The organism is Parapedobacter sp. GCM10030251 (genome assembly GCF_042666505.1).
Classification (GTDB): Bacteria; Bacteroidota; Bacteroidia; order Sphingobacteriales; family Sphingobacteriaceae; genus Parapedobacter.
Genome location: NZ_JBHTDN010000009.1, coordinates 96,122 through 110,042 on the forward strand (window position 1 = coordinate 96,122; position 13,921 = coordinate 110,042).

At 52.8% G+C, this 13,921-nt stretch carries 12 protein-coding genes; 5 read left to right on the top strand and 7 right to left on the bottom strand.

Features of this window, described 5'->3' with window-relative positions; genetic code table 11:
- The first annotated feature begins 1 nt into the window (after nt 1).
- The 3 genes from xerD to ACFQRK_RS19895 all read left to right on the top strand — a co-directional run bounded on the left by xerD (nt 2) and on the right by ACFQRK_RS19895 (nt 4,093).
- Nucleotides 2-895, top strand: coding sequence for a site-specific tyrosine recombinase XerD (gene xerD, locus ACFQRK_RS19885; RefSeq protein WP_379009838.1), 894 nt, complete (start codon nt 2-4; stop codon nt 893-895).
- 166 nt (nt 896-1,061) lie between these two features.
- On the top strand, nt 1,062-3,395 hold the full coding sequence (locus ACFQRK_RS19890; protein WP_379009840.1) for a TonB-dependent receptor: 2,334 nt from the start codon (nt 1,062-1,064) through the stop codon (nt 3,393-3,395).
- An 80-nt stretch (nt 3,396-3,475) separates the two neighbouring features.
- Nucleotides 3,476-4,093 carry a hypothetical protein gene (locus tag ACFQRK_RS19895; RefSeq protein WP_379009842.1) on the top strand — a complete coding sequence of 206 codons (618 nt, stop codon included), beginning with the start codon at nt 3,476-3,478 and terminating at the stop codon, nt 4,091-4,093.
- A gap of 55 nt (nt 4,094-4,148) precedes the next feature.
- On the opposite strand, the gene ACFQRK_RS19900 is transcribed toward ACFQRK_RS19895, so the two are convergent.
- The 4 genes from ACFQRK_RS19900 to ACFQRK_RS19915 form a co-directional block, all read right to left on the bottom strand.
- Nucleotides 4,149-4,610: a peroxiredoxin gene (locus ACFQRK_RS19900; RefSeq protein WP_379009844.1), complete on the bottom strand. Its 462-nt coding sequence runs from the start codon at nt 4,608-4,610 to the stop codon at nt 4,149-4,151.
- Between the two features lie 82 nt (nt 4,611-4,692).
- On the bottom strand, nt 4,693-5,223 hold the full coding sequence (locus ACFQRK_RS19905) for a YdeI/OmpD-associated family protein (protein ID WP_379009845.1): 531 nt from the start codon (nt 5,221-5,223) through the stop codon (nt 4,693-4,695).
- Nucleotides 5,224-5,235: 12 nt separating this feature from the next.
- Nucleotides 5,236-6,042: a 4-(cytidine 5'-diphospho)-2-C-methyl-D-erythritol kinase gene (gene ispE, locus ACFQRK_RS19910; protein WP_379009846.1), complete on the bottom strand. Its 807-nt coding sequence runs from the start codon at nt 6,040-6,042 to the stop codon at nt 5,236-5,238.
- A gap of 139 nt (nt 6,043-6,181) precedes the next feature.
- Complete coding sequence (locus tag ACFQRK_RS19915; protein WP_379009847.1) at nt 6,182-6,361, bottom strand: hypothetical protein; 180 nt, start codon at nt 6,359-6,361, stop codon at nt 6,182-6,184.
- Between the two features lie 395 nt (nt 6,362-6,756).
- On the opposite strand from ACFQRK_RS19915, the gene ACFQRK_RS19920 reads away from it, so the two are divergent.
- Nucleotides 6,757-7,251 (top strand): hypothetical protein, encoded by a 495-nt coding sequence (locus tag ACFQRK_RS19920; protein WP_379009848.1) that lies wholly within the window; start codon nt 6,757-6,759, stop codon nt 7,249-7,251.
- A gap of 20 nt (nt 7,252-7,271) precedes the next feature.
- Here the strand turns inward: ACFQRK_RS19920 and ACFQRK_RS19925 are convergent, their stop codons facing one another.
- From ACFQRK_RS19925 to ACFQRK_RS19935, 3 genes are read right to left on the bottom strand one after another with little or no spacing between them, the layout of a single operon-like run.
- Nucleotides 7,272-8,339 carry an acyl-CoA dehydrogenase gene (locus ACFQRK_RS19925; protein WP_379009849.1) on the bottom strand — a complete coding sequence of 356 codons (1,068 nt, stop codon included), beginning with the start codon at nt 8,337-8,339 and terminating at the stop codon, nt 7,272-7,274.
- Nucleotides 8,300-8,902: a nicotinamide riboside transporter PnuC gene (pnuC, locus tag ACFQRK_RS19930; RefSeq protein ID WP_379009850.1), complete on the bottom strand. Its 603-nt coding sequence runs from the start codon at nt 8,900-8,902 to the stop codon at nt 8,300-8,302. The genes ACFQRK_RS19925 and pnuC overlap by 40 nt, the downstream gene beginning before the upstream one ends.
- The gene (locus ACFQRK_RS19935) at nt 8,902-10,419 is read right to left on the bottom strand and encodes a malate:quinone oxidoreductase (protein ID WP_379009851.1); all 1,518 of its coding nucleotides are present in this window, start codon (nt 10,417-10,419) and stop codon (nt 8,902-8,904) included. The genes pnuC and ACFQRK_RS19935 overlap by 1 nt, the downstream gene beginning before the upstream one ends.
- Before the next feature lie 507 nt (nt 10,420-10,926).
- Between ACFQRK_RS19935 and ACFQRK_RS19940 the strand changes: the two genes are divergently transcribed.
- Nucleotides 10,927-13,911, top strand: a complete 2,985-nt coding sequence (locus ACFQRK_RS19940) for a SusC/RagA family TonB-linked outer membrane protein (protein WP_379009852.1) — start codon at nt 10,927-10,929, stop codon at nt 13,909-13,911.
- Nucleotides 13,912-13,921 lie beyond the last annotated feature (10 nt).

The following is a 13,921-nucleotide window of genomic DNA, read 5'->3' on the forward strand; positions in this document are numbered from 1 at the left end:
CATGGATTGGAAAACCGCCATCGACGGCTTCAAGCACTACCTCCAACTGGAGCGGGCCATGTCTGCAAATACGGTTGAGGCATACCTCGATGACGTATCCAAACTTCAGCAGTTCGCCGAACCACAAGCGATAGAACCCCAAAGTATTACGCCGGTACAGCTACAGGATTTTTTAACATGGATCAACGGATTCGGGCTCTCCGCATACAGCCAGGCCCGCATCCTCTCCGGCATCAAAACATTTTATCTCTTTATGGCACTGGAGTACGGATTGGTTGAAAACCCCACGGCACTGATCCAGGCGCCGCGCCTGGGCCGCAAGATCCCGGACGTACTCAACATCACGGAAATAGACGACCTCATCGCTGCAATCGACCTGACTGCCGCCGAAGGTATGCGTAACAAAGCCCTGCTGGAGGTTCTGTATGGCTGCGGCCTCCGGGTGAGTGAATTGGTAGGCTTGAAAATTTCCAACCTGTTTCTGGACGTGGAGTTTATCAAAGTCGAAGGCAAAGGCAGCAAAGAACGCCTGGTACCTATTGGCTCCCAAGCGGCCAAATATCTCCATATTTATCTGAACGAAATACGCATCCACCAGAAGATCAAACCGGGCTTCGAGGACTTCGTATTCCTGAACCGCCGGGGCGCGCCGTTGACCCGAGTCATGATATTTATTATCATCAAGGACCTTGCGGCAAAAATCGGATTGAAGAAAAAAATCAGTCCCCACACGTTCCGCCATTCGTTTGCCAGCCACCTGGTCGAAGGCGGTGCCGATCTGCGTGCTGTACAGGAGATGCTGGGACACGAAAGCATTACCACTACGGAAATCTATACCCATGTGGATCGCGATTACTTACATTCGGTTATCACGCAATTCCATCCGCGCTCCTAGTTTATGGTTCATGATCAACGCTGCCGACTGAGCCATAAATCTAGTTAGTATACTGACAATCAGAAATTTATTTGCAAACCTCAATTATTAAAATAAACTTTGTTGCATTTGATTTGTTTATTAACGCAACTATGTTGAAATTTGTGGCCTGATCGATAACGACACGATGCGGATCTGGACGATACTTATTTCTATACTTGTTTCCATACCGGGCTTATTTGTCGAGGCCGGGTATTCCCAAACTCCGACATGCCACCTTACTATCCGGGGCCGGGTAGTGGACAGTGACACGCAGCTCCCCTTATCGGGCGTGACCCTGAAAATCAATCCCGGCACGCAGCAAATTCTTTCCGATGGGCATGGCTATTTCCGGTTTGTGCAGCTCTGCAGCGGTACCCGGTATGCGATTACTGCTACCAGCGTGGGTTTTGATAGCCTGACTACGGAAGTCACGCTGGAGAGTGACGCGACCCTTACCTTGACACTTCATCACGATCAGATCTTGTTGCACGATGTCAATGTGGTAGGCCACCAGCAGACCGTGGTTACCACGAATGCGGTACGGACTGTCTCCCGCGAGCAAGCCGCACAGGTACAGGGAAAAACGTTGGCTGACATCTTCAGTACGTTGCCCGGGGTAAGCATGTTGCAGACCGGTACGACGATTGCAAAACCGGTCATCAATGGGATGCACAGCAACCGGATCCTGATTCTGAACAACGGCATCCGGCAGGAAGGCCAGCAATGGGGCAGCGAGCATGCACCGGAGATCGATCCATTTGTTGCAAAGGAATTCCGGCTGGTAAAGGGCGCGGAAGGTGTTCGCTACGGCGCCGATGCCATCGGGGGCGTCATCATTACGTCGCCATCTCCTTTGCCCGTCGATCCGCATCTATCCGGCGAGCTGAATACCCTCTACCAGACCAATGGCCGCGGCGGTATCCTATCCGGCATGCTGCAATCGGGAGTCAGTGCCTTACCGGGACTTGCGTGGCGTGTACAGGGCACGGCCAAACGGAGTGGAAATGTACGCACGGCTGATTATTACCTTGGCAATACCGGACTGGCGGAGTACAATGTCTCTGCTGCACTGCGCTATAGCCGCCCGCAATCGGTGTTTGATGCTTACTACAGCCGGTTTTATACGTCACTCGGCATTTTCACCGGAGCCCATGTCGGCACCACAGCCGACATACGGGCCCGCGTTGAGGCCGGCCGGCCTTTCGAAACGTATCCGTTTACTTACGACATTGATGTTCCCCGCCAGCGCGTTACACACGACCTCGGTAAGCTGAAATGGCACCGCGATTATTCCGGCGGCGGCAGTTCCGATATCCAGTATGGTATTCAGCGCAACCACCGGCAGGAGTATGACATGCGCCGTGCGGACCGCGACGCCTTGCCGATGCTTGATATGGTCCTGACCACCCAGACGCTGGATGCGAATTACCAGACACCGCTTTACGACCACTGGCGCACACAGGTGGGGACCAACCTGACGTTACAGGTGAATAACAACGTCCCGGGAACGCTGAATACGCCGCTCATTCCGAACTACGACAGTTTCACCGGTGGGCTTTTTGCCATCCAGCGGCTCATCCGGGAGACGCACGAATGGGAACTGGGAATCCGGTATGATTTTAAAACCTTTGATGCCGCTGGGTTCGATAAACACCAGAACCTGTATGGCGGCCAGCGCGACTTCCACAACGTCAGCGGCTCTTTTGGCGCTGTATGGCACATGAGCGCAGCTTGGCAGCTACGTAGTAACCTCGGCTTGGCATGGCGTGCACCCAGTGCCAATGAACTATATAGCAACGGCCTGCACCATGGATCAGCCCTCTATGAAATCGGGGATGCGGGGCTGGGTAGCGAACACGGATATAAATGGGTCGTCAGCCCGTCATATGCCAATGGCGCGCTGACCGTCGACCTTGATCTGTACGCGCAGTATATCCAAGACTATATCTATGCACAGCCCTCACCCGGCGAATTTCTGCAAACCATCCGCGGTACATTTCCCGTGTTCAGGTACACGCAGACCGACGCGTCGTTTTTTGGTGCAGACCTTGCCCTGCGATACGCATTATTTGCAGACCTCGATTACCACCTCAATGCTTCGGTTATCCGTGCCCGTGACATAACCCATGACAACTATCTTCCCTATATCCCATCCGATCGGTTCGATCACCGGCTGCGATGGCAGTTGCCCATAGAAAGTAAGATAACGAGCAACACCTATCTCACCTTTGCACACCAATGGGTACTGGAACAAAGGCGTTACGAACCAGCGTCGGATTACGCACCACCACCGCCGGCCTACCACCTCTTTTCCTTGTATGCCGGCAGTCAATTTGCTTTAGGCAATCATCCGTTAGAAGCGGGTGTATCCATAACTAATTTATTTAATAGAAGTTATAAAGAATACATGAATCGATTTCGCTATTACAGCCATGGTTTGGGCCGAGAAATCGGCATCCGATTATCATATTCTTTTTAGCTATTCAATACGCTATTTGTCAACTGATAAAACAATATAATTAAATAACTTGTTTAACTCAAATCTTAATTAAGTCCGTTATGAAGCATTTGTTTAGCCCCCTTCGTTTTACGCTGTTATCGCTGGGATTCCTGGTGTTTGCAGTGTCGTGCAGCAAGGATGACCCGGAACCTGAGATCCCTCAGGAAGAAATCAAATCGGCGACATTGACCTTTACCGAAGTAGATTGGCACGACGGTCATGCCGAGGATCTTGAAAACCCGGAAGTCGTGGCGGTAACGTTTGACGAGACCGGTTTACCTCCGGTGGGTACGCACCTGCACTTGGACGCCGGAAAAACCTACCGCCTCACGTTGAGCACCACAGACTTCGCCGGCCGGGAAGGTGCCGAACAGGAATTCCTGGCGGAATCCGACATCCACCAGATTTTCTTCCTGGGCGCTCCGGACGGGGTACTGGACTACCAATATGCCGATCCTGAGAACAAGCGGGTGGGTATAACGGGATATTTACACGTGCTGAAACCATCCGACTCGTTTGTGTTCAATGTCATCCTGCGCCACTTAAACAACGGCGTAAAGGCTAACATCACAGCCGATGATTGGAACAATCCCAACTACACGCAATTCAGTGGGGCGAACGACCTTGACCTTAAAGTAGAGGTTCACGTAGTGGACGGGGATGACCACGGTCATTAAACATTAAACAACGGTATTGAGGACGGTGCCGGTTTCGGACGCCGATTATCCGGGATTATCCGGCATCGTCTCCTTTCAGAAACTCCAATACCTTATCGTTATGTTCGGCGGCATTCATCAACGCCCGGTAGTTAAATACGATCTTCCCGTCAAGCCCGACTACAAACGTCTCCCGCCCGGTAAGAAAAAGTACATTTTTCACACCGAACTGTTTCAGCACCCGGTTGCCGGGGTCGCTGAGTAGGATAAAAGGCAACCTGTGTTTTTCCGCAAATGACCGGTGGCTTTCCACGCTTCCGGAGTTAATGCCAATAACAACGGCACCCGCATCGGTATAGTCTGCAAAACTATCCCGGATCGCACAGGCCTGCTTCGTGCAACCCGGACTTTCGTCTTTGGGGTAAAAATAGATGACCAGTTTTTTCTTACCGATGTAATCCGCGATATCCACATCACGGCCCGATTGATCTTTCAGAACAAAGCGGGGCACTTGATCCCCGATTTCTAGTGTTTCCATAGGTTTTGTTTTTTCGCTTTCCTGCGCGCACGCCACTACGGCGCCGACCGATACCACCGCCATCAACGCTATTTTCAACAACCTATACATCGCGTTGCCTCCTTGCTTTGTCGAGCCGGATCATCGCCCCGAAGTCGAGTCCTGTCGCCATCGCCTCCACCGTCATGCCGATGCGTTTTGCGCGCGTGGGATCGGTTTTTGCGTCGTTGATGTATTTGATGAAATAATTGCGGTGCGATTTGGGCATTGACATGAATCTTGCCATCAGATTCCCTTCATCGTCCGATAGGCATAGTTCCAAGTCTTCGGGCATCTCGATCACAAATTCCCGATCTTCCTCCAAGCGGAGGGACAGAAAATCCCCCACGCCCTTCTTTAATTTTTTTCTCATGCCACCATTGATGGCGAGGAAGTAGTCGCCTTCCCCTTTGGGCATCAAGGCCAGTCCGGAAAACGGCTGATCGTCGATTTCCCCGCGTACCCGGTAGACCTGCCGACAGCCGGGTTTTAGCTGTTCGGCTATGGTACGCGGCACTTCGATATACGCCCATCCCATCATTGCCGGACCATGCTGGATTTCGGATCGTTCGATAAGTGCCCGGAATTCTACCATGCTAAATCTCTTTTATTGCGCGATGTAAAATACTTCGTTAGTTAACTCTAAGTCAGGAATTTTTACCGGTTTGCTAAACAATCCATACACCGAAGATCCGCTGCCGCTCATGGCGGCAAATAGGGCTCCGTTTTCATACAGCTGATTTTTAACTGCCGCTATTTCGGGATGATTCGCAAAAATGCCGGACTCGAAGTCGTTGACGATGGTGTCCCGCCATTCGGTTACTGGACGGGTGATGGCCGACTTCAATTGCCGCCCCTCCGGATCCGGTGTGACCGTCCCATAGGCTTCCGCCGTCGATATGTGTACCGGAGGCTTAACCAACACCAAGTGGTATGCCGACAGATCAATCTTTACGTCTTGGAAAACATCACCGATTCCGGAGGCCAGTACAGGTGTATTACGGATAAAAAAGGCGCAATCCGCGCCCAGCCGGCGTGCATAATCCATCAACTGCGGTTCGTCAAGCTTTAATTCGAACATCGTGTTCAGCAACGTTAACAGAAACGCGGCATCCGCCGAGCCACCGCCTAGTCCGGCACCGATGGGAATGGCCTTATGCAGGTAAATATGCACGGGCGGCAAATCGTGTGTTTCACTGAGCAGCCGATAAGCCCGGAGGCAGAGATTGTCGTGTCCATCGCCGGGAACGGGGATACCGGAGGGGATAAAGCGCATATCCGGAGCTTCTACCACTTCCACGACATCATATAGTTTCAGCGGATAGAAGACGGTTTCAAGATTGTGGTATCCGTCTTCTCTCCGGCTCAAGACCTGCAAGCCGATATTGATTTTGGCATTGGCAAATGCAATCATTTAACTTTTTCTATGCATGATGTAGACAAACTTAGATAAATTACCTTTTATATGCAATTTGATGGCGTTACATATAAAAGGAATTTATCGGTCTCTCCTCTGCCAATGAAAGACCATATTTTAGAGGAAATATACGGGTTCAATGGGCAATCTCTATAGCTTTACGCAACTCCGCTGTAACGCTCTTGTTGGTCTGCGTGTCATCAGGCTGCTTTTGCGTAGCAAGGGTATCTTTGGAGAAGTATTTGGGATGGATAACTTGGGTACGGATACCTTTGGTACGCAACTCAGCTGTAACGCTCCCGTTGGTCCGCGTCACTAGGCTGCTTTTGCGTAGCCAAAGGTATCCCGGGTGGTGTCTCTGACGTAGATCTAGTATTTTGGACCTGCTGCAGAGCAAGCCTTGCTGAGACGCAAGCGGAGCGCAGCGGGTCCCAGCTTGCGAGCGGCAGGTCCAAAATACCCCCGAGCAAGCCTTGCTGAGACGCAAGCGTAGCGCAGCGGGTCCCAGCTTGCGAGCGGCAGGTCCAAAATACCCCCGAGCAAGCCTTGCTGAGACGCAAGCGTAGCGCAGCGGATCCCAGCTTGCGAGCGGCAGGTTCAAAATACCTCCGAGAAACAAACAAGCTGAAACCGTATATTTGTATCGGTCGCCTGTAATTAAAAACATTATGGCGGCTTAGTTGTTACTAAACGGAACATCGAACTTCAAGCATGAATCTACGGACCTATTTTAGTATATGTTGCCTAGCAGCGCTATTTTCCTGCCAAAATCGTACACAGAGCGAACACAGCACAACCGGTGATAAATCAACTGCCGGAGATTCGACGGGCGGCAACCCAACGCGAAGCGACCAGGAGCAGAAGTACTGTTTTCTGCGCACCGAGGGAACCCAACAGCAGGATTCATCTTACGTCCAATTGGCGATCCGCAAGGAAACCGTTACGGGCGTTTTCAACGTTATTCCTTTTGAAAAGGACGCCCGACGGGGCACGTTGCTGGGTAAGATGGAGGGCGACACACTTGACTTGGTATGGAGTTTCACCCAGGAGGGCATGCCGGATACGCTTCGGGTAGTATTCGCGTTGCAGGATGGCAGGTTGACGCAAAAACCCCTATCCGTAGATACGGTTACCGGCCGGCAGGTCACCCGCGATACCAGTCGCTTTTCGGTGCTGTACGAACCCGTAGATTGTGTAAGTGATTAGCATTAGCGGCAGAGAAGAGATTAACGGAGGAGGCTGTGTTGACTGGCGGTAAAGAGATCCCGCCAGATCCGGTTGATCTCGGTGGAAGCATCCGCGGCAGCCAATCCGGCGTGGGGATACAGAGCCATCACCTGCTCGCGGCACACATGCACCATGATCCGGCTTTGATCGCTCACCGACTGAAGTATTGAAGGAGATAGCTGCCCCCGATCTGCCAATTCGTTCCACGACGCGTCCACAGCCTGATAAAACGAAGCCCTCACCGTCGCAAGCCGCGCCAGTACGGTTTCGGCCAAATCAACCACCGGATCTTTCAGCAGCCCTTTTGCGCACGACACGAAATGACGCGCCATGCCCAACGTGTTGGCGGCAAGTGTCGCTTCCGCAAATTGCAGGAACGGATACCGGTATATCGGTTGGGCCAGGGTAGCCCGCTCGGGAGCAATGACAAACGCATGGGTTTCGTCCACCCAAATGTCTGACACCTCAAACGAGTGGCTTGCCGTAGCCTTCAGACCGAAAGCCGGCCAGTCCTCGATAATCCGTACATCGTCTTTAGCAAAGAAAAATGACATCACCCGAGGATTCCCGGCTTCGTCCAACAAGGTCTCGCCATCGCGTTCGACGAAGCAGTTGGCCGTAAAATGAGTCAAGTGAGGTGCTCCGGTAGCATAGCGCCACCTTCCGGACACGCGGTAGCCATTCCCCGCTACCGTAGCGGTGCCCGACGCCTGTCCGCTTCCTCCCAGGCAGACGGCCGGATCGGCAAACACGGCCTGTGCGGCCGACGGTTGCATATACCCCACGAACAAATTAGCCCCGGCACAAAGCGTGACCGTCCATCCAAGGCTTCCGTCAATGCCCGCCAGTTCCTCTTCCAGACGAACCCCATCGGGCAGCGTCAATTCCAATCCACCCAAATCCCGGGGTACAAAGAGCTTGAACCAGCCACGATTGTAGAGAATGGCCAACTGCTCCTGCGTCAATCGGCCTTCCGACTCGGCGCGGCCCGACAACGCGCGCAGCTGATCGGCGATTTCCGCGGGAATCATAGCGATGCCCCTTCCCGGCGGATGATACGCCTCCACTCGATAAAGCCGAAAATGGCCACAATAAATAAAAACAAGGTTAACGCGGCATAGAGATGAAGCCCCTTGTGGATAAGCAGCGGAATCGCGATCGCATTGCTGATGTTGAGCCAAACCCAATTTTCGATTTTTCGCTGCGCCAACAGCCACATGCCGGCCCACGCCGTGGCACTTACCCATGCATCCCACGCCGGCACCGTTGAATCGGTGAAATGGACCAATGCATAATATAACAACGGGAAGCCGATGGCGACGATCAGCAGTGTGATGATCCATTCCCTTTTGCCTGAGTAGCCCGCCTTTACCGGGGCCTCGCCCCTGCGCTTCGCCCAGTGTGCCCATCCGTAAATACTCATAGCCAGGTAATACAGGTTCAGCAGGATTTCCGCATACAAGCCCGCATCATACAGCACATAGAGGGTAATCAGGATACTGGCAATTCCGAACGGATACAGCAGCACGCGGTTGGCTTTTGCGAGCAGCACCTGCACTACGCCGCAAATGACACCCACCCATTGAATAAGCAGGAAAAGCCAGTCGCTCGTAAGTGCTACCGGCGCCATCAGACGGACGCGAGTGTTGGCTCGAGTTTCAGGATTGCTGCCGAACGTTCACGCGTTTCCCGGCACAGTTGCTCATCGGCCGCAATGGAATGGTTGAACGAAGGCACCATAGCCTGCAGCTTATCGAGGTACTGCCGGGTCTTCGCCCGTTCCGGAAAACAGCGGGCCAGCAGGTCGATCATGATGGAGACCGAGGTGGATGCACCGGGCGATGCGCCCAGCAATGCCGCGATGGAACCATCGGCGCTGCTCACCACTTCCGTACCGAACTCCAATATGCCGCCATGCTTTTCGTCCTTTTTGATAACCTGTACCCGTTGCCCGGCAACTTCAAGCTCCCAATCTTCCATACGGGCAGTGGGAACGTATTCCCGCAAGGCTTCCAGCCGGTCTTCCGGGCTTTGGCGTACCTGGTTGATCAGGTATTTGGTCAGCGGAATGTTGTCCATTCCGGCGGCCAGCATGGGACGGATGTTATTGAGTTTAATGGAAGCCGGCAGGTCGAGCCAGGAACCATTTTTGAGAAATTTCGTCGAGAAACCCGCATAAGGGCCAAACAACAGCGCCAGCTTGCCGTCGATGACACGGGTATCCAGGTGGGGTACAGACATGGGTGGCGATCCGACCGCGGCCTTTCCGTATACTTTTGCGTGGTGTTGCTCGATGACAGCCGGGTTGGTGCATTTCAGCCATTGTCCGCTGACCGGGAATCCGCCGAATCCCTTGGCCTCGGGTATCCCCGATTTCTCGAGCAGCAGCAGGGATCCACCGCCCGCACCGATAAACACGAATTTAGCAGACACCGTACGCTTTTTGTCGGTGGTCAGGTTCTTCACCGTTACCTCCCAGCGCCCGTCGGCTGCCCGCTCGATGTCGCGCACTTCGTGTGCCAGCCGGAGCTTCACGCCCTCTTTCTCCATCAGATGGCGAAACAAGGCCCTTGTCAACGCGCCGAAATTAACGTCGGTACCGATGTCGATCTTTGTCGCCGCCAGCAGTTCCTTTTTGTTCCGGCCTTCCATCATCAAGGGAATCCATTCCCGCAGCACGGAATGGTCCTCCGTGTACTCCATACCTTTGAAAAGATGGTGTTCTTTCATCGTCTCGTAGCGTCTTTTAAGAAACGCTACGTTCTCCTTCCCGAACACAAAACTCATATGCGGAATACTCCGGATAAAGCTCTCCGGACGGTCTACCAGTCCGTTGACCACCAGGTATGACCAAAATTCCTTCGACTGCTCAAACGACTCCGCAATCTTGATGGCCTTTGCGATGTCCACCGAGCCATCGGGACGCTGGGGCGTATAGTTCAGTTCACATAACGCCGAATGCCCTGTCCCAGCGTTGTTCCATGCATCGGAACTCTCGGCCGCAACCTCGTCCAGACGTTCGAAAATTTCGATGCTTGCACGGGGATGCAGTTCGTTGATTAAGGTGCCTAAGGTAGCACTCATGATGCCCGCGCCGATAAGAATGACATCCACCTCGTCGGCGGTTTTTTTGCTTCTTTTACCCATTCTGTTAAAATTGCCGCAAAATTAGTGACAGAAATCAGAAAATCCCGATTTTTCTGCGATTAATTACAAAATTTTAACAATACAAGCGCTCCGATTTTTCCGCGAAAAAAAAATTTCAAAAAAAATTGCTAAAACGATTTTTGTTTGTAACTTAGCCGTAACAAACCAAGTAAACAAGCATCGTCAGCGATGCCGTTGACCAAATTAATTACGAAAGAAAGGGATAAACTGCCTAATTAATAAACTCTTTTAATTATGACATATGAGAATCTTATTTACATTCATCACCTAATTTAGTTAATCAGGACGGACATTCGATTTGTATGCGGTACCTCACGTTCCGTGTTGCCGACCGTGTATGGATCTATTGGCTGCCTTCGTTGCGGGGCGTCCGGTGACTTTTTGTAAGCTTTTGTAAACTTTTATGCACTGCTACTTCTGGTGGCAAGGAACTCGCATGCCTTTTATTAACTTAAAAGATAATAATTGTCTGAAAAACCAATTTATATGCGTATCACAATAATTCTAACGGGTTGTGCGCTGCTATACCTAACGTATCCCGCATATGCTGCCCGGAACTTTTCCGGCGGGGCGTACCAGTCCACTGTGGATACCACGGGAGCGGCCCAAGACAGTCTCCGTAGCGACACCACGTTGGTCAGGGAACTGGCAATCGGTCGGCGGGATTCCGTTTTCACAGACCTGAGTGCGCGGTTCATGAGTGCGGCACCTGATGACATCGCCCGCTTTCCCGCAGTTTCCCTGCAACAGTACCTGAAAGATCAGGTTGCGGGACTGTATGTGCAGGAAAATACCGGAGAACCGGGAAGTGTACAGCCGATGTACATCCGCGGCCTCCCGATGCCGATCCTTTCCAACAAAGAAGTCTATCAATCACAGCCCTTGGTGGTTGTGGATGGCATTCCGCTCATTGGCGAGCACCCCTTTGCGTTCGACATCCAGCAATACCAATTCAACCGCATCGGCCCGGCCACCAATCTCTTGAGTAACATCGACATGAACAACATCGAGTCGGTAGCGGTGTTGAAGGATCTGGCAAGTATAGCGGTTTACGGACCGTTGGGTGCCAACGGCGTGATCGCCATCACCACCAAACAACCCGGCACCGAGCGTAAAATCAGCTTCAACGTATACGCAGGTGCGGCCCAGCGGCCTACGGTGACCACCATCAACGGCGCGTATGAAAATGCATTCCGCAAGCAGTTTTACGATCGCTACACCGCCACGGGGCGGTATTCGGCGGACGACAGCTATCCGCTTTACCTGAGTGACTCGTTGAACGCCTCGTATTACGGTCCATCCAACTGGACGGACAGCTATTACCAAACCGGCCTGCTGTACTCCGCCAATGCCGATATATCGGGCGGAAGCGAACGTGCGAATTTCCGCTTCGCTGCGGGACATCTACGGAACCAGGGCGTGGCCGATGAAACCGGTTTGAAGCGATACAACGCCCTGTTCAACATCAACATGAAACCCATGAAGTGGCTGTTGTTTTCGGCCATGATCAATGGCAACCGCGTGCAACGTGACCGCAACCGGTCGTTGCGCGACCGCTTTGCCACGGCTTCCTATATCCCCGACCCTTCCTCGCCCCTATCTCCGAATGATGAGATCTACCGGCAGTATCTCGCCCAGTTTGACAACAGTTTTGATAACAACGCGACCAACATCGTGGAGGGGCATGCCAAACTGGTGTTTGACCTGAATCGGGTTAAAATTGCATCCCGACTGGCGGTCGACTACAACGAAGGGTACCGTGACCTCTTTTATCCGCGTACCCTGATGGAAGAAAACAGTTTCGCGTCCAACTACTACGGTTACAACCAACGGCTGATTTTCGACAATCACGTCACATACGACGTCAAAACGGGTGATAGGCATACGCTGTTCGTTGAAGGCGGCGGCGTGCTGCAATGGGATGCGTTCAAATACAACTACGCATATGCCTATAAAGGCATCAACGATTTCATCAAAATCAACTTGCTTCAGTCGGACCCGAACAACGGCGACTACCTCAACCCCACGGCGTTTCCCCGGCAACTGGTCTTTAAATTTCTCGATTACACCAAGCAGAACCTGGTGTCTTTCTATGGCCGCGGATCTTACAACTTCGACAACCGGTACACCGTTTCCCTGTTGCTGCGGTCTGATGGCTCGTCGAATGCCCAGCCTACCAGCCGGTGGCTGTTTACCCCGGTACTGTCGGTGGGATGGAACATCCGGAACGACCTGTTGACGGAAGGTACGCCGTTTTCGACATTCAACCTGCGCGCCAGCGCCGGCCGCATCGGCCGCCTGAATGCGTTTGACAATTTCTCACAGGGACCGTCCTACTCCACGCAGGTCGGGTATACCGGAAACCTCATTACCCCCGGCTACAACGGCATGGGCGTGCTGACCCGGCCTTATGAATTCGGCTGGTCGGGGTACGGCATCCCCTGGGCCTACACCGATCAGTTGAATATCGGCGTGGATCTGGGCTTGGCCGATGAGCGCATCCAGATCAACCTGGATTGGTACACCAAGTACGACCGGAACCAGCTTCTGGGAATTCCTTCCTATGCCGAATTTGGCTATCGCCAGTCGTACGAAGCCGGCATGGACGTCAACAATACCGGCGTGGAACTGCTGATGCGGGTCGATGCCTTCCGTGGGGCCGGGAATTTTTCGTGGACACCGTCCCTTAATATCAACTACAACCAGAACAAACTTACTGCATTGCCGGGCGGCCGCGATGAGCTAGTCATAAACAACCGCCTGTTCCGCGTCGGCGAGCGGATTGACCGGTTCTGGTTGCTGCAAAACGAAGGCATCTATTTGTCGGATGCCGAAGTGCCGGTAACCAACGGGCAACCGCTGCGGTACAACGGCATACCGCTGCGCGCCGGCGACCCGAAATGGGTGGACACCAACGGCGATAACCTGATTGACAACAACGACCGGATGCTTATGGGATCCATCTTCCCGAAAGTATCCGGCGGCTTTACGAACCAGTTCCGGTACGGCAAGTGGTCGCTGGATGCAAATTTCTATTTCAACCTGGGCCGCAACGTGCTGAATGCCGACATGGCCAACCGGTTTGATTTCGTTAACCGGGAAGGAGCCATAGAAATCAATGCAGTGAAGGAAATCACCTTCTGGGAGAAACACGGCGATTACAGCAAGTATCCCATTTACAATCCCTGGAGCAACGTCATTCCCTATCGCATGGAGCAGGATCTGTTCCTGGAAAACGGCTCGTTCCTCAAACTCCGCACGCTGTCGTTGGGCTATGACCTGACCGAGCTGCTGAGCAAGCGGATGGGCACGCTGGATCGGCTTTTTGTCTATTGCACGGGCCACAACCTATTTACGCTCTCCCCCTATACGGGGCGCGATCCGGAGCTGGTTGATTTTATGGGATACGACACGGGATATGGATTGCCCATCCCCCGTACGTATACGTTGGGCATCCGAATGAATTTGTAAACCACAGAAA

Excerpts from the sequence above, each read along its gene's own strand:
- xerD (WP_379009838.1), top strand. The coding sequence starts at position 2 with ATGGATTGGAAAACCGCCATCGACGGCTTCAAGCACTACCTCCAACTG.
- ACFQRK_RS19890 (WP_379009840.1), top strand. The coding sequence starts at position 1,062 with ATGCGGATCTGGACGATACTTATTTCTATACTTGTTTCCATACCGGGC.
- ACFQRK_RS19895 (WP_379009842.1), top strand. The coding sequence starts at position 3,476 with ATGAAGCATTTGTTTAGCCCCCTTCGTTTTACGCTGTTATCGCTGGGA.
- ACFQRK_RS19900 (WP_379009844.1), bottom strand. The coding sequence starts at position 4,610 with ATGGAAACACTAGAAATCGGGGATCAAGTGCCCCGCTTTGTTCTGAAA.
- ACFQRK_RS19905 (WP_379009845.1), bottom strand. The coding sequence starts at position 5,223 with ATGGTAGAATTCCGGGCACTTATCGAACGATCCGAAATCCAGCATGGT.
- ispE (WP_379009846.1), bottom strand. The coding sequence starts at position 6,042 with ATGATTGCATTTGCCAATGCCAAAATCAATATCGGCTTGCAGGTCTTG.
- ACFQRK_RS19920 (WP_379009848.1), top strand. The coding sequence starts at position 6,757 with ATGAATCTACGGACCTATTTTAGTATATGTTGCCTAGCAGCGCTATTT.
- pnuC (WP_379009850.1), bottom strand. The coding sequence starts at position 8,902 with ATGGCGCCGGTAGCACTTACGAGCGACTGGCTTTTCCTGCTTATTCAA.
- ACFQRK_RS19935 (WP_379009851.1), bottom strand. The coding sequence starts at position 10,419 with ATGGGTAAAAGAAGCAAAAAAACCGCCGACGAGGTGGATGTCATTCTT.
- ACFQRK_RS19940 (WP_379009852.1), top strand. The coding sequence starts at position 10,927 with ATGCGTATCACAATAATTCTAACGGGTTGTGCGCTGCTATACCTAACG.